Annotated in this window: 13 protein-coding genes; 6 read left to right on the top strand and 7 right to left on the bottom strand. The window is 72.7% G+C overall.

Going from position 1 to position 19436, the window contains the following annotated elements:
* Window positions 1–395 precede the first annotated feature (395 nt).
* Together BMY61_RS21295 and BMY61_RS21290 are read right to left on the bottom strand one after the other, a co-directional pair.
* Window positions 396–1628, bottom strand: coding sequence for an MFS transporter (locus BMY61_RS21295; RefSeq protein WP_042448940.1), 1233 nt, complete (start codon window positions 1626–1628; stop codon window positions 396–398).
* Window positions 1629–1822: 194 nt separating this feature from the next.
* Window positions 1823–3175 (bottom strand): MFS transporter, encoded by a 1353-nt coding sequence (locus BMY61_RS21290; protein ID WP_042448937.1) that lies wholly within the window; start codon window positions 3173–3175, stop codon window positions 1823–1825.
* Window positions 3176–3284: 109 nt separating this feature from the next.
* Between BMY61_RS21290 and BMY61_RS21285 the strand changes: the two genes are divergently transcribed.
* Window positions 3285–3890 (top strand): CGNR zinc finger domain-containing protein, encoded by a 606-nt coding sequence (locus BMY61_RS21285; protein WP_042448935.1) that lies wholly within the window; start codon window positions 3285–3287, stop codon window positions 3888–3890.
* A 238-nt stretch (window positions 3891–4128) separates the two neighbouring features.
* Here BMY61_RS21285 and BMY61_RS21280 read toward each other — a convergent pair whose 3' ends face one another.
* The 4 genes from BMY61_RS21280 to BMY61_RS21265 all read right to left on the bottom strand — a co-directional run bounded on the left by BMY61_RS21280 (window position 4129) and on the right by BMY61_RS21265 (window position 11315).
* The gene (locus BMY61_RS21280) at window positions 4129–8265 is read right to left on the bottom strand and encodes an ABC transporter ATP-binding protein (protein WP_063773265.1); all 4137 of its coding nucleotides are present in this window, start codon (window positions 8263–8265) and stop codon (window positions 4129–4131) included.
* Between the two features lie 78 nt (window positions 8266–8343).
* Entirely contained in the window at window positions 8344–8811 is a 468-nt protein-coding gene (locus BMY61_RS21275; protein WP_042448928.1) for a PPOX class F420-dependent oxidoreductase, read from the bottom strand.
* A gap of 237 nt (window positions 8812–9048) precedes the next feature.
* Window positions 9049–10398: an MFS transporter gene (locus BMY61_RS21270; RefSeq protein WP_201777575.1), complete on the bottom strand. Its 1350-nt coding sequence runs from the start codon at window positions 10396–10398 to the stop codon at window positions 9049–9051.
* A gap of 311 nt (window positions 10399–10709) precedes the next feature.
* Window positions 10710–11315 (bottom strand): SACE_7040 family transcriptional regulator, encoded by a 606-nt coding sequence (locus tag BMY61_RS21265; RefSeq protein WP_042449321.1) that lies wholly within the window; start codon window positions 11313–11315, stop codon window positions 10710–10712.
* A 160-nt stretch (window positions 11316–11475) separates the two neighbouring features.
* Between BMY61_RS21265 and BMY61_RS21260 the strand changes: the two genes are divergently transcribed.
* The 4 genes from BMY61_RS21260 to BMY61_RS21245 all read left to right on the top strand — a co-directional run bounded on the left by BMY61_RS21260 (window position 11476) and on the right by BMY61_RS21245 (window position 17642).
* The gene (locus BMY61_RS21260; protein ID WP_042448925.1) at window positions 11476–13143 is read left to right on the top strand and encodes a carboxyl transferase domain-containing protein; all 1668 of its coding nucleotides are present in this window, start codon (window positions 11476–11478) and stop codon (window positions 13141–13143) included.
* Window positions 13144–13170: 27 nt separating this feature from the next.
* Complete coding sequence (locus BMY61_RS21255; RefSeq protein WP_042448923.1) at window positions 13171–15276, top strand: acetyl/propionyl/methylcrotonyl-CoA carboxylase subunit alpha; 2106 nt, start codon at window positions 13171–13173, stop codon at window positions 15274–15276.
* Window positions 15277–15285: 9 nt separating this feature from the next.
* Window positions 15286–16263 (top strand): hydroxymethylglutaryl-CoA lyase, encoded by a 978-nt coding sequence (locus BMY61_RS21250; RefSeq protein WP_042448920.1) that lies wholly within the window; start codon window positions 15286–15288, stop codon window positions 16261–16263.
* Between the two features lie 203 nt (window positions 16264–16466).
* Window positions 16467–17642 (top strand): acyl-CoA dehydrogenase family protein, encoded by a 1176-nt coding sequence (locus tag BMY61_RS21245; protein ID WP_042449319.1) that lies wholly within the window; start codon window positions 16467–16469, stop codon window positions 17640–17642.
* Between the two features lie 145 nt (window positions 17643–17787).
* On the opposite strand, the gene BMY61_RS21240 is transcribed toward BMY61_RS21245, so the two are convergent.
* Window positions 17788–18318 carry a universal stress protein gene (locus BMY61_RS21240; RefSeq protein ID WP_042448918.1) on the bottom strand — a complete coding sequence of 177 codons (531 nt, stop codon included), beginning with the start codon at window positions 18316–18318 and terminating at the stop codon, window positions 17788–17790.
* 344 nt (window positions 18319–18662) lie between these two features.
* Here BMY61_RS21240 and BMY61_RS21235 point away from each other — a divergent pair, with 344 nt between their 5' ends.
* Complete coding sequence (locus tag BMY61_RS21235) at window positions 18663–19361, top strand: HAD family hydrolase (protein ID WP_042448915.1); 699 nt, start codon at window positions 18663–18665, stop codon at window positions 19359–19361.
* Window positions 19362–19436 lie beyond the last annotated feature (75 nt).

Raw genomic sequence — 19436 nt, 5'->3', positions numbered from 1 at the left:
AGGGCCAACCGGGACGGGGCCCAGGGGGCCAGCCGGGGCAGGGTCGAGGGCCCAGGACTGGCCAGGGCAGGACCGAGGGGGCCGGCCGAGGCAAGGCCGAGGGCCGAGACCTCGGGCAGAGCCCGGGGGACCGACCGGGGACAGGGCCCAGGGGGCCGACCGGGACGGGGCCCTGGGAGGCCGGCCGGGGACAGGGTCGAGGGCCCAGGACTGGCCAGGGCAGGACCGAGGGGGGCCAGCCGGGGCAGGGGCGAGGGCCCAGCGCTGGCCGGGGCAGGGTCGAGGGCCGACGTCGGACAGGGCCCAAGAGGCTCGGCCGGGGACAGGGCCCAGGGGGGTCGGCCGGGACGGGGGCCAGGGCGGTGGCTAGGCCGGGACGGGGGCCAGGGCGGTGGCTAGGCCGCCGCGCTGGAGGCGTCCGGGTCGGGCGTGGGGGTGCCGGACCCGCGGGGCGCCGGGACCGGGACGGGTTCGGTCGTGGTCCGGGCGGCCTCGGCGCGGCTCTCCTTCGCGCTGTTACGGGCGACGGTCACGAGCGGTCCCGCCACGGCGAGCAGGACTGCGGCGAGCGTCACGCCCATCGCCGGATATCCGGCGGCGCTGACCAGCAGCGTTCCGGCCAGCGGGCCGCAGGCCACGCCGATGGAGGAGGCGGCGCCTGCCAACACGCCCCAGCGGCCCTCGCGGTCGAGAGTCGCGGCCAGGCCGAGAAGGTAGCTGAGCACGAAGGGGTAGACCGCGTTCCACGCGATCTCGCCGAACGCGAACGGCGCCTCGTGATGGGCCGCGCCGGTCAGCGCGACGCAGGCGGCGATCGCCAGTGTGCCGGCCCCGATCGGGAGCGCGGTGCCGAAGCGCGAGCCCACCAGGCCGGCTCCCACGGTGCCGACCAGCCCGGCGCCGAGCGCGGCGGCCAGCACCACCCCGAGCACCGCCTCCGTCAGCCCCGCCCGGTCCAGGCCGATCCGCCCGCTCACACCCCACAGGGCGTTCTGCGTCAGCGACCAGAGCATCAGGCAGAGGGCCAGGGTGATCCCGGCCCCACGACGGGGCAACGGCAGGCGCACCGCCCGGGCGGCGGCCTCCCCGCCGCCCACCGGGAGCCGGTGACCCCCGCGCCCGGGGAGGCCCGAGGTCGTCGGCAACGCGAGCGCACCCGTCACCGCGATGGACGCGAAGGCCAGGCCGTGACCGGTGCCGAGATGCGGCAGGACCAGGAAGATCCCTGCAGCCAGCGCCGAGGTGACCAGCAGCCCGATGACGAACACCCGGTGCGGATCAGGTCGTTTGGCCAGCACGGACGCGGCCACCGCCGTCGACGCGCCCGAACCCGCCCCGCCCAGCACACAGCCGGTCAGCAGCAGGGGCAACGAGTGCGTCACCGCGGCCAGCCCGTAACCCAGTCCCACGACGACGAGGGCGCAGCGGGCGATCCGGTCCGGGCCGAGCCGGGAGATCCGGCCGGTCAGTCCGATCCCGGCGAGGGCCGAGGCCAGCAGCAGGGCGCTGCCCACGCCACCGGCCTGGGTCGGGGTCAGTCCGAAGTCGGTGCCGAGACGGCCGACGAGGCTGGGCAGGAGGTAAGGGGCCAGGTAGCCGGCACAGAACAGGGCGACCAGAGCGAGCACGGCTGCCTCGACAGAAGCTGGGGACAGGACGGTGGTGCGGTCGCGCCCTACCCCCGTGCCGCGGTGCCGTCGAGCGGTGCGCAAAGACTGTCTATCAAAGCGGAGGGTGATGCGACAGATGCGGTTGAGCCACGCGACGAACGGATGTCCGGTTGTCGTCTGGTCGTTATGTCGACGAAGCCAGACATTCCATATCAGCCTGCCACTGCCGCAGACCCCGGAGGCCCTGCAGATCCCGCAGGCCGCGGCAGCTCCCGTAGCCGACTGACCGGCGAGAGCAGCACCGGGAGCACCATCACGGCCGAGGCCACGGCGAGCAAGGCCACCCCCGCGCGCAGACCCAGCGCGTCGGCGATCAGGCCCGCCCCGAGCCCGCCGAGGGAGCCGCCGCCGAACAGGACCGTGCGGAAGGCGGCGTTCATCCGACCCATCAGCGCGGGCGGGGTCAGCGTCTGGCGCAGGCTCACCATGACCACGTTGGCCACCCCGAGGCCCAGGTAGCCGACGAAGAAGGAGAGGACGAAGAACGCCGTCACCGCCGTCCTGGATCCGGACGCGAGGGGGATCAGCACCGGCCCGGCGAAGATCGCCGACATGGCGACGGCGTAGACCCGCCCGATCCGGAACCGGTCGATCACCCGGCGCGAGACCGCCGCCCCCAGCAGCCCGCCGACCGAGGAGGCGGAGAAGACCACGCCGACCTGCGCCGCCGTCAAACCCTGCACCCGCACCGCGTAGAGCAGGAAGAGCGTCCAGACGGAGACCATCGAGAAGTTGCAGAACGGGGCGATCAGCGCGAGCGGCCGCAGCACGCGGTCCGCGAAGACCCAGTGGAGCCCCTCGCGGATCTCGCGGACCAGACGACGCTTCGCGGGCGCCTGCGCCCCCGCTCGGGCAGCCGGCTCCGGTCGGGCCTCCGGCGTGCGGATCCACAGCAGCGTCGCCAGCGAGACGAGGTAGGAGGCGGCGTCGGCGGCCAGGGCGATCGGCGCCGACAGCGCACCGATCAGGGCCCCGGCGAGCCCCGGTCCGGCGACGTCGGCTGCGGACGAGGTGGTGCCCAGCTTCTGGTTCGCCTCCGGGTAGCGGGCCGGATCGCGGACGAGCGTCGGCACGAACGACATCCAGCTGACGTCGAAGAGCACGGAGAAGACGCCGATCGCGCAGGCCAGCGCGAGCAGGAGCGGGAGGGTCAGCAGGTGGGTCGCGGACAGCAGCGGGACCAGCCCGACCAGCACCATCCGTGCGCCGTTGGCCAGCAGCATCACCCGCTTGCGGCGCGCCCGGTCGACCCAGGCGCCGAACACCATGGCGAGCCCCAGGTACGGCACGAGCTGCAGGAAGCGCAGCAGGCCGACCTGCGTGGAGGTGGCGTGGAAAACGAGGACCGCGGTGAGCGGCAGGGCCAGGCTGGTCACCTGGCTGCCGAGGAGCGAGAGCGTCTCGCCCGACCAGAACGTCAGAAAGTCGGCGTTCCGCCAGAGCGTCTGCCGGCCGGTCACGGCCGTCTCGGTGCTCTGTCCGGACTCGACGTGTGTGGCGGACATGCCGGTACCCCCGAGGCAATTCCAACGGCAAAATGCCGTTGCATCCATGAGAACGACCCGATCATGGCAGCGACTTCTAACGGATGCAACCACGGGATACCATTAGCCCATGACGACGACAGGGAAGCGGGCAACGACCGGCGTGCTCACGGGGTCACGGGAGCCGCTGGCCGTGGAGTTCGCCAACACGCTCTACGCCGTGCGCGGCCGACAGCGCGACGGCATCGCGACGCCGGACCAGCTGGCCGCCTGGCTGAGCGAGCACGCCGCAGCCCTGGGAGCCGGCGAGGACGAGCCACTGACGGTGGCTCAGCCCACCACCGCCGAGGTCGCGGACTTCGTGGCGCTGCGGGACGCGGTCCGCGGACTGATCCGGGCCGCCGCCGGGGAGGACGAGGTGCGGGAGGCGGACGTGACCGGCGTCAACGCGGCCGCCGCCATCGCCCCCGTCTGGCCGGTGCTCCGCCACGGCGAGGACGGCTTCAGCTCCGTCGAGGCGACGGACCACCCGCGCCTGCCCGCGGCGCTCGCCGCACTCGCCCGCAGCGCCGTCGGCCTGCTGACCGGTCCGACGCGCACGGACCTGCGGGCCTGCCACGGACCGGGCTGCGTGCTGTTCTTCGTCAAGGACCACCCGCGCCGCGAGTGGTGCGGCGCGCCCTGCGGCAACCGCGCCCGCGCGGCGCGGCACTACCAGCGCCACCGCGAGGGCTGACGTGGGGCCGGATCACCCCCGTAGCCCGGCGCCCGGGCGGATCACGAGGGGCTGAGCCCGTGGACCGGCCAGGCGGCTGACCGCGTGCTCGGACGCCTCTCGCGCACGATGCACGTTCCTAGCGGCGGCGAGTCGGTGGCGAAGCAGCGGCGCCGATCCGCGCTGCCGTCTCAGGCAGTGCAGACCGGCGCCGAGTGCCGAGTGCCGCGTGCGGACGCGGGCGAGCGGGGTGCGGGCGTCAGCCGACGGTGGCCGTCTGCTCCTCCCCCGCGAACGCGCGCCACAGGCGGGCGTATGCACCGTCCGCCGCCAGGAGCTCCGCGTGGGTGCCGTCCTCGACGACCCGGCCGTGGTCCATGACCACGACCCGGTCCGCGCGGGCCGCCGTGCTGAGGCGGTGCGCGATGACGAGCGTGGTGCGGCGCTTGCCGCCGTGGCGGGCCAGGCGGTCGGCGGCGCGGTTCACCGCGGCCTCCGTCGCCAGGTCCAGCGCGGCGGTGGCCTCGTCGAGCAGCAGCAGATCCGGGTCCACCAGCTCGGCCCGGGCCAGCGCGATGAGCTGACGCTGCCCGGCGGACAGGTTCCGGCCGCGCTCGCTGACGCGGTAGAGGTAGCCGCCGTCCAGGCGCGCGATCATCTCGTGCGCGCCGACGGCCCGCGCCGCCGCCTCGACCTCGGCGTCGCTCGCCTCCGGCCGACCATAGGCGATGGCGTCCCGGATCGTGCCCGCGAAGAGGTAGGCCTCCTGAGGCACGACACCCAGGCGGTGCCGGAACCCGGCCAGATCCAGCTCGCGCACGTCCCTGCCGTCCACCCGGACCGCGCCGCCGGTCACGTCGTAGAACCGGGCCAGCAACTTGACGAGCGTGGACTTGCCCGCGCCCGTCTCGCCCACCAGGGCGACCGTCTGACCGGCGGGTATGCGCAGATCGACGCCGCCGATCACCTCCGGCTTCCGCGCTCCGGGGGCGGCGCCTGCGGTTGCCGCGTCCGCCGCGTTGTAGGCGAAGTGCACGTCGTCGAAGTGGATCTCGCCGCCGAGACGGCCGACCGCCTCCGGCTGCGCCGCCTCCGGCGTCGAGGTCGGGGTGCGCAGCAGTTCGCGGATCCGGGAGAGGCCGACGGCCGCCTGCTGGTATCCGTCGAAGACCTGCGAGAGCTGCTGCACCGGCGAGAAGAACAGGTCGATGTAGAGCAGGTAGGCGACCAGCGCGCCCGTCGTCAGCGTCCCGGCGTTGACGCGGTTCGCGCCCACGATCAGCACCAGCGCCGCGGCGACGCTGGAGAGGAACTGCACGAACGGGAAGTAGATCGATATGTACAGCTGGGCCCGGACCCGGGTGCGACGGTAGTCGTCGCTGCGCTCGGCGAACCGGCTGCGATTGTGGTCCTCACGCAGGAACGCCTGCACGATCCGCATGCCCGCGACGTTCTCCTGCAGGTCGGCGTTGACCGTGCTGACCTTCTCCCGGCCCAGCTGGTAGACCTTCGACGACTTGGCCCGGAAGACCAGCGTCGCCACGATCAGCACCGGCAGCACCGCGAAGACGTACAGCGCCAGACCGGCGTCCAGGACCAGCAGCACCACGAAGATGCCGAAGAAGGTGAGCAGGCTGACCACGGCGGTGACGACCCCGGTCTGCAGGAACGACGTCAGGGCGTCGACGTCCGTCGTCATGCGCGTCATGATCCGGCCGCCGAGCTCGCGCTCGTAGTAGTCGAGGCCGAGCCGTTGCAGGTGCGCGAAGATCTTCACCCGCAGCCCGTACAGGACGCGCTCACCGGTGCGGCCGCTGACCTGTGTCTCGGCCGTCTGCACAGCCCAGTCGACGATGACGACGCCCAGGGCGATCAGCGAGACGAGCGCGACCGCGCCACCCGCCGCCTTGCTCACGCCGTCGTCGATGCCGTGCCTGATCAGGATCGGCAGCACGAGGGAGGCGAGCGCGTCCAGCGCCACCAGGAGCAGGGCCAGCAGCAGCGGACCCTTGAACGGCGCCAGCATCCGGCGAACGTTGAACTGCGGATCCGGGCGGCGGGCCTCCTCCAGCGGGATCTGCGGGGTCTCGTTCGCCGGAGGCAGCGCGGCGACCTTGGCCAGCAACTCGGGCGTGGCGGCCATGGCGCCCATCGCCGAGTGCATGCCGCCGGGGCCGCCCGGGTGTCCGCCGGCCGCGGCGGAGCGGTTGGCGGCGGGCGGGGCGTCCGGGTCGGGCTCCGGGTAGCGCTCGCGGTCCCACAGTTCCGGCGTCACACCGACCCCGACGGGGACCCGGTCGACGGGGACCCGGTCGAGGGCGGTGCCGTCGACAGTGGCGCCGTTGACGACGGTGCGGCTGACGGCGGTGCCGTTGACAGTGGCGTCGGCCGGCGGAGCCGGAGTGGCGTCGGCGGCGGCCTGGGCCGCCGGGCCCCGGACGGCGTCCGCCAGCTCGGCGGCGAGAAGCGAGTCGGTGAGGATCTGTGCGGCCGGATCGGCGGCACGAATGTCCCCGGCCATCGCGTCCGGGTCGGTCAGCAGGGACCGGTAGAGCGGACAGCGCTCGTCCAGCTCCTCGTGGGTACCGAGGTCGACGAGGCGCCCGCGGTCGAGAACGCCGATGCGGTCGGCCAACTGGAGCGTGGAGCGACGGTGCGCGACCAGCAGAGTGGTTCGTCCGGCCATGACCGCGCGCAGGGCCTCGTGGATCTCCGCCTCCACCTGGGCGTCGACCGCCGAGGTGGCGTCGTCCAGCAGCAGGATGTGCGGGTCGGCCAGGATCGCCCGAGCCAGGGCGACGCGCTGCCGCTGCCCGCCGGAGAGAGTCAGGCCCTGCTCGCCGACGACGGTGTCGTAGCCCTCGGGCAGCTCCTGGATGAAGCCGTCCGCCTGCGCGGCGCGGGCTGCGGCGAGCACCTCCTCCTCGGTCGCGTCGGGGCGACCGTAGGCGATGTTGGTGCGCACCGACTCGGAGAACAGGAAGCTGTCCTCCGGCACGATGCCGATCGCGGCGCGCAGCGAGCGCAGCGTGAGATCGCGGACGTCGTGCCCGTGCACGCGCACGGTGCCGCTGGTCGCGTCGTAGAACCGCGGCACGAGCATGCCGACGGTCGACTTGCCCGAGCCGGAGGCGCCCACCAGCGCCACGGTCTCCCCGGCGCTGAGGCTGAGATCGAGGCCCCGCAGCACCGGCTCGGCGGAGGTGGGGTAGGAGAAGTCGACGTTCTCGAAGGCGACGGCGGCGGGCCGGCCGAGGCCTTCGATCTCGTCCAGGCCGTCCAGCCCGTCCAGGCTGTCGAGGTCACCGATGCCGCCGAGGCGGTCGAGGCTGTCGAGTTCGTCGAGCTCAAGGTCGATCGCGGCGGCGCGTTCCTTGATCACCGGGCGCTCGTCGATCAACTGGAGTACCCGCTCGACACTGGCGCGCGCCTGCTGGCCCACGGTGAGCAGCATGGTGAGCATGCGCACCGGGGCGGTCATCTGGGCGACGTAGGTGGAGAAGGCGACGAAGGTGCCGAGGGTCACCTGACCGCGCACGGCGAGCCAGCCGCCGAGTGCCAGCACGGCCACCTGGGCGAGGGCCGGGATCGCCTGCATGGCCGGGCTGTAGCGGGCGCTCAGGCGGATGCCGCGCAGTCGCCTGGCGTAGAGGCGGCGGCTTGCCGATTCGAGGCGGGCCAGCTCCTGCTCCTCCTGCCCGAACCCCTTGACGACCCGGACGCCGGAGACGGCGCCGTCAACGACGCCGGCCACCCGGCCGGACTCCTGCTGCGCCGACCAGGTCGCCGGGAAGAGCCGCTTGCGGCTGAGCGAGGCGAACCACCACAGCGCGGGCGCCATCGCCAGGGCGATCAGCGTCAGCAGCGGTGACAGGAAGAGCATCACCACGATGGACAGCAGGAACATCAGGATGTTGCCGGTCATCATCGGCAGCATCGAGAGCAGGCCGACGATCATCTGCAGGTCGGAGGTGGCCCGGCCGACGACCTGACCGGTGTCGAGGCCGTCCTGCTTGACCCCGTCCAGCCGGGTCAGCGAGTCGAACAGGTCCTGCCGCATGTCGTGCTGGACGTCCATGGCCAGGCGTCCGCCCCAGTAGCGGCGGACCAGCGTCAGCAGGAAGACCAGCACCGCGGCCCCGATCAGGGCGATCGCCCACGGGGCGAGCGAGCTGCTGTGGGTGGTGATGACGTCGTCGATGATGTGGCGCGGGATCAGCGGCACCAGGGCGCTGATCGCCATGCCGAGGAGCGAGGCACCGAAGGACAGCAGCACGTTGGTGCGGTAGCGCCAGGCATAGCCGCTCAGCCGACGCACCCACCCGGCCTGGCGCCCGGCGCCTGTACTGGTGGAGGGGGCTGCGACTTCCCCCTGAGACTTATGAGCCTGAGACATATTTAGCGATACTAATCTTCTCGATGGTCAGCTGTCCATGCCACATTGGGGGCTTACATCGGCCCCTGCTGCTCGCGGTCACCATCCACCCCAGCCGTAGACCCGCTCCACCGGAATGCGCACCACGAGCCGACGGTCGGCGACCATGGCCGCGCGGTACTCGTCCCAGTTCGGGTGCTCCCCGGCGATGCGCCGGTAGACCTCGACCAGCTCGTCGACCGTCGCGTCGTCCGGCGCCGCGGAGACCGGGGTGAGCTCGGCCGTTCCCTCGACGACCGCGTAGCCACCGAAGTCCGGCCGGGTCACGTAGAGGCTGACCCGGGCATCACGGCGCAGGTTGGCCACCTTGGCCCGGTCCGCCGTGGTCGAGAACCGGATCAGCCCACCGACGCCGTCCGGACCGCCCTCGGCGTCCGGACCGCCCCGTGCGTCCGACTCGAAGATGATGCTCACGTTGGAGAGCTGGGGCCTGCCGTCCCGCTTGAGGGTGACCACGGCACCGCTCTTCGCCTGCGCGACCAGATCCAGTAGTTCCTGCTTAGCCATCGTGCATCCTCCCGCGTCCGCCGACCTCTGGGTCAGCACCAGAGTGCCGCCCGGTGTTCCCGTCCGCACCGGGCGGCGGTCCCGGCGGGGCCTCCTCCTTGGTCGTAGGTCCCCGGACCGACCCCGCGAGGAGGAGGGACCTAAAGGAGGAGGGGCGGCCAGACGGAGGAGCGGCCAGACGGAGGGGCGGTCAGGGGAGGGGCGGCCAGACGGAGGGGCGGCCAGGCGGAGGGGCGGTTAGGAGGAGGGGCGCAGGTAGCGCGCGGCGAGGGCCAGGCCCGCGAGGAACGCGGTGCCGATGATCGCGAAGTACCAGGATGCCGCCTCGTACCAGCGCTCCCCTGTCGCCGCCAGCACGATCGCCGTCAGGGCGACACCGACCAGCGTCCCCACCTGACGGGTGGTGTTCATGGCCGCCGAAGCGGGATTGGCCCGCTCCGCACCGGCGGAATTGACCAGGGCCGCCATCGCCGCGGGCACCGCCAGGCCGATGCCGAGATTGCCCACCGACACCAGCCCCGCGAGCAGGGCGTAGGGCATGGCGGGCGAGACGAGGCTCGACAGCAGCGACGCCGCCGCAGCGGTCGCGAGCCCCAGCAGTACCAGGCGACGCGCGCCGACCCGGAGCAGCAGCCGGGCACAGAGCAGGTTGCCGATCACGAAGACGCCCGTGGCGGGCAGCAGCTCCATCCCAGCACGCAGCGCCCCTGCGCCCCCGGCGGCCTGCAGGAAGAGGCCCAGCAGGTACAGCCCGCCGTAGGCGCCTGCATTGAAGAGGAAGCCCAGCACGTTGGCACTCGTGAACGTCGCGTCGCGGAAGAGCGAGGCGGGCAGCACGGGCGCGGCCGAGCGTCGCAGATGCCGCACGAAGGCAGGCACCGCAAGCCCGAGGCCCAGCACGGACGCCGCGATCCGCGGCGACCCCCAGCCGAGAACCGGCCCCTGGATCAGCGTGAAGCAGAGCAGTGCCAACGCCGCCGCCCCGGCCAGGTGCCCACCCCAGGCCGGCCGCACAGCGCGCCCCGGCGGCCGCGGCAGCAACCGGACGGCCAGCACCAGGCCGACGACGCCGACGGGCAGGTTCAGCAGGAACATGCTGCGCCACCCCCAGGTGGCGACGAGCACACCACCGACGATCGGCCCGAGCGCCATGGCGCTCGCCGCCAGCGCCGCCCAGAACGCCACCATCCGGGCCCGGCGGACCGGGTCCGCGAACGAGGCGGTCAGCAGGGTGAGCGAGCTCGGCATGGAGAGCGCCGCCCCCACTCCCTGCGCGAACCGGGCCGCCACCAGGACTCCACCGCCGGGGGCGACCGCGCACGCCAGCGAGGCCAGCAGGAAGACCCCCATGCCGATCAGGTAGGTCCGGCGGGCCCCGAAGCGGGTGGCGAGCGAGCCGGCGAGCAGCATCAACGAGGCGAACGCGAGGGTGTAGCCATCGACCACCCAGGTGAGCTGGGAGAGCGTCAAGCGCAGCCCGTGCTGGAGCACGGGACCGGCGACGTTGACGACCGTGGCGTCGACCGCCGCCATCACGTACCCCGCCGCGAGCGCCACCAGGAGCAGCCCCGTCCGGCGTGGGGGCACGGCCGACCAGTGACCCAGATCCGGCCTCCGCCCGAGCTCCGGCTGGGGCTCGGGCGGAGCGAGGCCGCCGGTCGGGACGGACCCGGCCGCATCAGGCCCGGTCGGGGCTGGGTCGGCCGCATCCGGCCCGGTCGGGGCAGGGTCGGCCGAGGCAGGCCCGCTCGGGACAGGGGCGGTCCGGACAAGGTCGCCTGAAGGTGGGCCGAATTCCTCGTCGGGGCTGGGAGTCTGACTACCGATCTGCCGCATGGGCAGGACAACGGCCGCAGGGGCCGGATTGCTTTCCTCCTGTCCGATCCTCGGGACAGGCCCTACGCCGTCGGACCGGTTTCGGCGGCGGCGCCCAGCGCGCCCAGGGCCAGCCGGTGCAGGAGCTCGGCCATCGCCGCGCGACCGGCCGGGTGGTCCGCGCCCGAGGGGCCGACGGCGGCACTGTGCGGGGTGGAGTTCAGCAGCCCGAAGACGGCGTGGACCGCCGGGCGCGCCTCCTCGCCGAGACCGGGGAAGACGTCACGGGCCACGCCGACCCACAGCTCCACATACTGCCGCTGCAGGCTGCGCACCTGGCGGCGCTCCTTGTCCGGGAGGTTCAGCAGCTCCCGGTCGTGCAGGGTGATCAGCGCGCTCTCGTCGAGGGCGAAGTCGATATGGCCCTGGAGCAAGGATTCGAGCGCGGCCCTCGGGTCGTCGGCCCCGTCGACGCGGCGGCGGCCCTGGTCGAGCAGCCGCTCGCTGATGCCGATCAGCAGATCGGCCAGCATGGCGTCCTTGCCGGCGAAGTGCCGGTAGAGGCCGGGGCCGCTGATCCCGACGGCCCGGCCGATCTCGTCGACGCCCACGCCGAGGAAGCCGCGCTCGGCAAAGAGCCGGGCGGCCTCACGACGGATCTGCGCCCTGCGCGGGTTCTCCGCCACCATGCCGGCGCCGCCCGCGACAGCGACCGACGACGGCGCGGCCGAGGCATCAGAGGGAATCGAGGGCTTCGCCATTGGGCCATCGTAGACAGAGCTGTTAGGCAGCGTTAACCTGGCCCGTATAAGTTAACGATCGTTCACAGGCTCAAAGGAGCTCTTGGCGATGGCACCCGCTCCACTCCCCACCGGCTTTCCCCCGAGCCCACAGGCTCGGGCCGCCGCTCCGCGGCTGGAGAGCTCCGCGAACCCGACCTCGGACTCCTACCGGAGCAACACCGAGGCCCACCAGGCGCTGGCCGACGAACTGCGCGCCAAGCTGGCCGCGGCCGCCGCCGGCGGCGGGGCCCGCGCCCGCGAGCGCCACACCTCGCGCGGCAAGTTGCTGCCGCGCGACCGCGTGGACACGCTGCTCGACGCCGGCTCCCCCTTCCTGGAGCTCGCCCCCCTCGCGGCCGACGGCCTCTACAACGGGGACGCGCCCGCGGCGGGCGTGATCGCCGGCATCGGCCGGGTCGCGGGCCGGGAGGTGGTGGTCGTCGCCAACGACGCCACCGTCAAGGGCGGCACCTACTACCCGATGACGGTCAAGAAGCACCTCCGTGCCCAGGAGGTCGCCCTCGACAACCGCCTGCCCTGCGTCTATCTCGTCGACTCGGGCGGCGCCTTCCTGCCGATGCAGGACGAGGTCTTCCCGGACCGGGACCACTTCGGCCGGATCTTCTACAACCAGGCCCGCCTCTCGGCTGCCGGCATCCCGCAGCTGGCCGCTGTGCTCGGCTCCTGCACCGCAGGTGGTGCCTACGTCCCGGCCATGAGCGACCAGGCCGTCATCGTGCGCAACCAGGGCACGATCTTCCTCGGCGGTCCGCCGCTGGTGAAGGCCGCGACCGGCGAGGTCGTCACGGCCGAGGAGCTGGGCGGCGGCGAGCTGCACTCCAAGACCTCCGGCGTCACCGACCACCTGGCCGAGAACGACGGTCACGCGCTCTCCATCCTGCGCACCATCGTCGGCGAGCTCGGCCCGCGCGCGCCGCGCCCGTGGACCGTCGAGCCCTCCGAGGAGCCCGCCGTCGACCCGGCCGGCCTCTACGGCGCCGTGCCCGTCGACTCGCGCACCCCCTACGACGTGCGCGAGGTCATCGCACGGATCGTCGACGGCAGTCGCTTCGCCGAGTTCAAGGCGGAGTACGGCACCACGCTGGTCACCGGCTTCGCCCGGATCCACGGCCACCCCGTCGGCATCGTCGCCAACAACGGCATCCTCTTCGCCGAGTCGGCACTCAAGGGCGCGCACTTCATCGAGCTCTGCGACCAACGCGGCATCCCGCTGCTCTTCCTGCAGAACATCTCCGGCTTCATGGTCGGCCAGAAGTACGAGGCGGGCGGCATCGCCAAGCACGGCGCCAAGATGGTGACCGCCGTGGCCACCACCCGGGTGCCGAAGCTGACCGTGGTCGTCGGCGGCTCCTACGGAGCGGGCAACTACTCGATGTGCGGGCGGGCCTACTCCCCCCGGTTCCTGTGGATGTGGCCGAACGCCAAGATCTCCGTCATGGGCGGTGAGCAGGCCGCCTCCGTGCTGGCGACGGTGCGCCGCGACCAGATGGAGGCGCGCGGCGAGGAGTGGCCGACCGAGGCGGAGGAGGACTTCCGCCGCCCGGTGCGCGAGCAGTACGAGCGCCAGGGCAACGCCTACTACGCGACGGCCCGGCTCTGGGACGACGGCGTGATCGACCCGATGGACACCCGGACCGTCCTCGGCCTGGCGCTGAGCGCCTGTGCCAACGCCCCCCTGCCCGAGCCGCGCCCGTACGGCGTCTTCCGCATGTGACATGACGAGAGGTCACCTCCAGTGCCTATGTTCGAAAGTGTTCTGGTGGCCAACCGCGGCGAGATCGCGGTCCGGGTCATCCGCACGCTGAAGCGGCTCGGCGTCCGCTCCGTCGCCGTGCACAGCGCCGCCGACGCCTCCGCGCCGCACGTCCTCGCCGCCGACACGGCGGTCCTGATCGACAGTTACCTGGACGGCGCCGAGCTGGTCGCCGCCGCCAAGCGGGCCGGTGCCCAGGCCGTCCACCCCGGCTACGGCTTCCTCGCGGAGAACACGGGCTTCGCCCGCGCCTGCGCCGAGGCCGGTCTGGTCTTCATCGGTCCGCCCGCCGAGGCGATCGAGCTGATGGGCGACAAGATCAACGCCAAGGAGGCCGTCAAGGCCGCCGGCGTCCCGGTCGTCCCCGGCAGCAGCGGCGACGACCTGGACGACGACGCCCTGATCGCGGCCGCCGCCGAGATCGGCTTCCCGGTGCTGCTCAAGCCGTCCGCCGGTGGCGGCGGCAAGGGCATGCGCCTGGTCCGCGAGGCGGACCGGCTGGCGGAGGAGATCGCCGCCGCGAGGCGCGAGGCCCGCACCTCGTTCGGCGACGACACCCTCCTGCTGGAGCGGTGGATCGACCGCCCCCGTCACATCGAGATCCAGATCCTTGCCGACGCGCACGGCAACGTCGTCCACCTGGGCGAGCGTGAGTGCAGCCTCCAGCGGCGCCACCAGAAGCTGATCGAGGAAGCCCCCTCCGTGCTCCTCGACGAGGCCACGCGCGCCGAGATGGGTGCGGCCGCCGTGCGTGCGGCGAAGTCCTGCGGCTACACGGGCGCAGGCACCGTCGAGTTCATCGTCCCAGGGGCCGATCCCTCCTCTCATTTCTTCATGGAGATGAACACCAGGCTCCAGGTGGAGCACCCGGTGACCGAACTGGTCACCGGCCTGGACCTGGTGGAGTGGCAGCTCCGCGTGGCCGCGGGCGAATCGCTCCCCTTCGCCCAAGCCGACGTCACTCTCACGGGGCACGCCGTCGAGGCGCGCATCTGCGCCGAGGATCCCAGCCGTGGGTTCCTGCCCTCGGGAGGGCGGGTCCTGCTGCTGAAGGAGCCCGAAGGGGAGGGGGTCCGGGTGGATTCCGGACTGGCCTCCGGGCTTGTCGTCGGCACCAGCTACGACCCGATGGTGTCCAAGGTCATCTCCTACGGCCCCGACCGGGACACCGCCCTGCGCAGGCTGCGCGCCGCCCTTGCCGAGACGGTGGTTCTCGGGGTCGTCACCAACGCCGGCTACCTGCGCCGGCTCATCTCTCATCCCGACGTCGTCGCGGGGCGTCTCGACACCGGTCTGGTCGAGCGCCACCCGGAGCTGACGCTAGTCCCGTCCGGCGACACCGGCCAAGCCGGCACCGCCCAGCCTGTGGATAACTCCTTCCCGCTGCTGGCCGCCGCACTGCTGCGCCAGCTGGCCCTCGCCCCGGCGCCGGCCGACCGGGGCACCGGCTGGACCGACCCGTTCGCGCAGCCCACCGGCTGGCGGATCGGCGGGACGCCCGCGTGGACCCGACACCACCTGCGCGTGCCCGGCGCCGAGCCGGTGCTCGTCCAGGTCCGCCCGCTGCGTGGCGGCGGCGACCACGCCTTCGAGGTCCGCGTCGGCGACGGCGAGCTCGTCCGCGCCGAGGCCCGTACCGATCTCGTCGACGGAGCGGGCCGACTGGCCGTCACCGTCGACGGGTTGACCCGCGGCTTCGCCTGCGGCGTGGACGGGGCCGCCCACGGCGACGGCACCGTCTGGCTCTCCCGTGACGGCGACAGCTGGGCCTGCCACGTCCACGACCCGATCGCTGAGCTCGCCCTCGGCGGCGCCGGTGCCCACGGCGGCAGCCTGACCGCGCCGATGCCCGGCACGGTGACCCTGGTCAAGGCATCCGTCGGCGACCAGGTGAAGCGCGGTCAGGCCGTGCTGGTCCTGGAGGCGATGAAGATGGAGCACGTCATCACCGCCCCCCACGACGGCACGGTGGCCCAGCTCAAGGTCGTCCCCGGCGGCACCGTCTCCATGGACGACCTGCTCGCCGTGATCGCTCCGGCCGAGTCCGCGTCGGCCGACGGGACCGAGCCGACCGGCCCGTCCACGGAATCCTGAGGAGTGGCGATGACCGATCACACCGAGCCGACCGTGCTGGAGCTCGGCCTGCCCATGCCCGTCCGTTCGGACGGCCTGCCGGCCCGCGTCCGGATCCACGAGGTAGGCCCGCGCGACGGCCTGCAGAACGAGTCCGTCGCCCTGCCGATCGAGGTCAAGGCCGAGTTCATCGGCCGCCTCGCGCAGGCGGGGCTGCGGACCGTCGAGGCGACCAGCTTCGTCCACCCCAAGTGGGTCCCCCAGTTGGCCGACGCCGAGGAACTCTTCCCGCGCGTCGCCGAGTTGCCGCGGCAGTACCCGGGGCTGCGGCTGCCGGTCCTGGTGCCCAACGAGCGCGGGCTGGACCGGGCGCTCGCCCTCGGCGCCACGGACATCGCGGTCTTCGGCAGCGCCACGGAGACCTTCGCGTCCAGGAATCTGAACCGGACGGTCGCCGAATCGCTGGAGATGTTCGCCCCCGTCGTCCACCGCGCCACCGAGTCCGGGCTCACCGTCCGCGGCTACCTCTCGATGTGCTTCGGCGACCCGTGGGAGGGCCCGGTGGCGGCCGAGCAGGTCGTGGCCGTCGGCAAGGCCCTGCTCGACCTCGGCTGCGCCGAACTCAGCCTCGGTGACACCATCGGCACCGGTACGCCGGGCCAGGTGGAGGCGCTGCTCGGCGCGTTCGCCGCCGCCGGTGTCGGCCCGGAGCGGCTCGCCGTGCACTTCCACGACACCTACGGCCAGGCCCTCGCCAACACCCTGGCCGCACTGCGCTGCGGCGTCTCGGTGGTGGACGCCTCGGCCGGCGGCCTCGGCGGCTGCCCCTACGCCAAGAGCGCCACCGGCAACCTCGCCACCGAGGACCTGGTGTGGATGCTGCACGGCCTCGGCATCGAGACCGGCGTCGACCTCCCCTCGCTGGCCGCCACGAGCCAGTGGCTCGCCGGCCACCTGGGCCGACCGAGCCCCTCCCGGGCCGTTCGGGCCCTGGTCGGACCGAGCTGAACGAGCGCCGGTCCCGGCCCGGCGAGCCGTGACCGGCACCCGCACCCGCACCCGCACCCGCACCGGCACCCGCACCCGCACCGGCACCGACGCCGGAACAACCGCATACGACCACCGGACGGCCGCCGCGATTCGCCCACGAGGCCGCTCGGCAGCCACCCGTTTCCCTTCTTCCGCCTCCCCACCCTCAGGAGACCACCATGCTGGACCACCGCCTCGAACCCGAGCACGAGGAACTGCGCCGCACGGTCCGGGAGTTCGCCCGCGACGTGATCGCCCCGAAGATCGGCGAGTTCTACGAGCAGGAGGAGTTCCCCTACGAGATCGTCCGCGAGATGGGGCGGATGGGCCTGTTCGGCCTGCCCTTCCCGGAGGAGTACGGGGGCATGGGCGGTGACTACTTCACGCTCGGCCTCGTCCTGGAGGAGCTGGCCCGGGTCGACTCCTCCGTGGCGATCACCCTGGAGGCCGCGGTCTCGCTCGGCGCCATGCCGATCCACCTCTTCGGCACCGAGGAGCAGAAGCGCACCTGGCTGCCGAAGCTCTGCTCCGGCGAGATGCTCGGCGCCTTCGGCCTGACCGAGCCCGAGGGCGGGTCGGACGCGGGCGCCACGCGGACCACCGCCCGGTACGACCGGGAGACCGACGAGTGGGTGATCAACGGCACCAAGTGCTTCATCACCAACTCCGGCACGGACATCACCGGTCTGGTCACCGTCACTGCCCTCACCCCTTCGGATGAGGATTCCGGGAAGACCTCGCCCACGCGCTCGATCTCCAGCATCATCGTGCCCACCGGGACGCCGGGCTTCACGGTGTCCAAGAAGTACTCGAAGGTCGGCTGGAACGCCTCGGACACCCGGGAGCTCTCCTTCACCGACTGCCGCGTGCCAGCGGCCAACCTGCTCGGTGCGCCGGGCCGCGGGTACGCCCAGTTCCTGCGGATCCTGGACGAGGGACGCATCGCGATCGCCGCGCTGGCCACCGGTCTGGCCCAGGGCTGCGTCGACGAGTCGGTCCGCTACTCGGCCGAGCGGCACGCCTTCGGCCGCCCGATCGGCGCCAACCAGGCGATCCAGTTCAAGGTCGCCGACATGGAGATGCGGGCCCACCTGGCCCGTCTGGCCTGGTACCACGCGGCCAGCAAGATGGTGGCCGGTGAGCCGTTCAAGAAGGAGGCGGCCATCGCCAAGCTGTACTCCTCCGAGGCGGCCGTGGACAACGCGCGTGAGGCCACGCAGATCCACGGCGGCTACGGCTTCATGAACGAGTTCCCGGTGGCCCGGTTCTGGCGGGACTGCAAGATCCTGGAGATCGGCGAGGGCACCTCGGAGGTGCAGCGGATGCTCATCTCGCGCGAGCTCGGCATGCCGTCCTGACCGGATGACTCCCGTGGGGCGCCCCAGGGCGCCCCACCTGCCGCTCGGTGGCCTTCAGCGGCCCCGGTACCGGCCCGGCGGTCAAGCGCGGGCCCAGGGGCTCCGGGAGCTCCGGGGATGCTCGGACGCGCTCCGGAAGGCGTGCTCAGGGAATGACGACGACGGGGCGGTTGGCCCGCTTGGCCAGCCGACCCGCGACGGAGCCGAAGAGGCGGCCCAGCAGGCCGTGGGAGCCGCCGACGACGATGGCGTCCGCGGCGTACTCCCGCGCGACCTCCTCCAGCTCGTGGCAGATGTCCCCGCCACGCTCCACCAACACCCACGGGACGTCGGCCAGATAGTCCGCACAAGCCAGCTCCAGGCCGAGCACCTCGGTCCGGTGGTCCGGTACGTCCACGAAGACGGGCGGCTCGCAGCCGGCCCAGACCGTCGCCGGCAGCCGGTTGGCGACATGCACCAGCACAAGACCTGATCCGGACCGCCGTGCCATGCCCACCGCGTAGGCGAGCGCCCGCTCGCTGGAGACGGACCCGTCGAAGCCGACTACGACACCGTGGAGGAACGCCGGGTCACACGGGCGTGTCCGCTGTGGCTTGACTTCAAAACTGGGCATCGGCAGGTGGGGTCCCGTCGTCTGTTCGGGGTCGCGGGGCTCTCGGTGCTCGTAACCGGCCATAACTTGAGGACGTTTCGCGAGGTGGGATGCGAGGAGTGGTGCGCTGGCGGAGCACGGGGAAGCCGACGGCGATCTTGGCGGAGTGGGGCCTGTGAGCGGCCGGTTTTCCCCTTCCCTCCAGGGTACGGCGACATTCTGTCCGCGCCCAGATGCGGAGCGCACAGGCTGCACAGTTCCCGCGAACGGAGGATGCGCACGCCCGGGGCGTGCATGGAGCATGCCTGAGCTCCGGGCCATGTGCAACGGTGCAGGCGCAGACAGCGCGCCCTGAGCTTCGATTCACTTTCGGACAAAAGCTGTCGAGACGACTGCCGCATATGCCATCAGACTGAAACCATGCGGCCATGCCGCCTCTGCTCCTCTTCGATCTTGACAACACCCTCATCGATCGGAACCAGGCCTTCCGTGGCTGGGCACGGCACTTCCTCCGAACCCGGGCCCTGCCCCAGGAAGACCTCGGCTGGCTGTCCACCCTGGACTGCGGCGGGTACTTCCCCCGGGAGGCCCTGATGCGTGCCGCGGTCGCCCGCTACGGCCTGCGGGTATCGCTCGAATCCCTGCTCGACGACTACGCGGAGACGATGATCGAGCTCATCGACTGCCCCGAGGCCCACTGCGCCGCGCTCCGGAAAGCCCGGGCCGCCGGCTGGACCCTCGGGATCGTGAGCAACGGATCGACCAGACAGCAGCAGGCCAAGATCGAGCGCACCGGCCTGGACGGCCTGGTCGACGCCTGGGTGATCTCGGAGGAGGCGAACTACGAGAAGCCCGACCCGCAGATCTTCCGCCTGGCCGCGGACCGCTGCGGCCTCGCCGGCCAGGGCACCGCGAACACCTGGGCGGAGGAGGAGTGGACACGCAGCACCTGGATGGTCGGCGACCACGCCCCCGCCGACATCGCCGGCGCGGCCGTGGCAGGCCTGCGCAGCGTCTGGCTCGACCATGGCCGCCCCTGGCCCGAGCTGGGCTACCACCCGACCCTCACCGCCGCGGGGCTGCCGGAGGCCGTGGACGAGGTCCTGGCAGCTCCGCTCGTCCCCTGACACCCCCTCCCGGCTGCGCCACCCACCCCCGGCCGGGGCGCGTCCGGCGGGGCTCGTCCGCCGGGGCGCTGCGAC

The organism is Streptacidiphilus jiangxiensis, assembly GCF_900109465.1.
GTDB lineage: Bacteria > Actinomycetota > Actinomycetes > Streptomycetales > Streptomycetaceae > Streptacidiphilus > Streptacidiphilus jiangxiensis.
This window is presented reverse-complemented; position numbering and strand designations above follow the sequence as displayed.

Excerpts from the sequence above, each read along its gene's own strand:
- BMY61_RS21290 (WP_042448937.1), bottom strand. The coding sequence starts at position 3,175 with ATGTCCGCCACACACGTCGAGTCCGGACAGAGCACCGAGACGGCCGTG.
- BMY61_RS21285 (WP_042448935.1), top strand. The coding sequence starts at position 3,285 with ATGACGACGACAGGGAAGCGGGCAACGACCGGCGTGCTCACGGGGTCA.
- BMY61_RS21280 (WP_063773265.1), bottom strand. The coding sequence starts at position 8,265 with ATGTCTCAGGCTCATAAGTCTCAGGGGGAAGTCGCAGCCCCCTCCACC.
- BMY61_RS21275 (WP_042448928.1), bottom strand. The coding sequence starts at position 8,811 with ATGGCTAAGCAGGAACTACTGGATCTGGTCGCGCAGGCGAAGAGCGGT.
- BMY61_RS21265 (WP_042449321.1), bottom strand. The coding sequence starts at position 11,315 with ATGGTGGCGGAGAACCCGCGCAGGGCGCAGATCCGTCGTGAGGCCGCC.
- BMY61_RS21260 (WP_042448925.1), top strand. The coding sequence starts at position 11,476 with ATGGCACCCGCTCCACTCCCCACCGGCTTTCCCCCGAGCCCACAGGCT.
- BMY61_RS21255 (WP_042448923.1), top strand. The coding sequence starts at position 13,171 with ATGTTCGAAAGTGTTCTGGTGGCCAACCGCGGCGAGATCGCGGTCCGG.
- BMY61_RS21250 (WP_042448920.1), top strand. The coding sequence starts at position 15,286 with ATGACCGATCACACCGAGCCGACCGTGCTGGAGCTCGGCCTGCCCATG.
- BMY61_RS21240 (WP_042448918.1), bottom strand. The coding sequence starts at position 18,318 with ATGGCCGGTTACGAGCACCGAGAGCCCCGCGACCCCGAACAGACGACG.
- BMY61_RS21235 (WP_042448915.1), top strand. The coding sequence starts at position 18,663 with ATGCCGCCTCTGCTCCTCTTCGATCTTGACAACACCCTCATCGATCGG.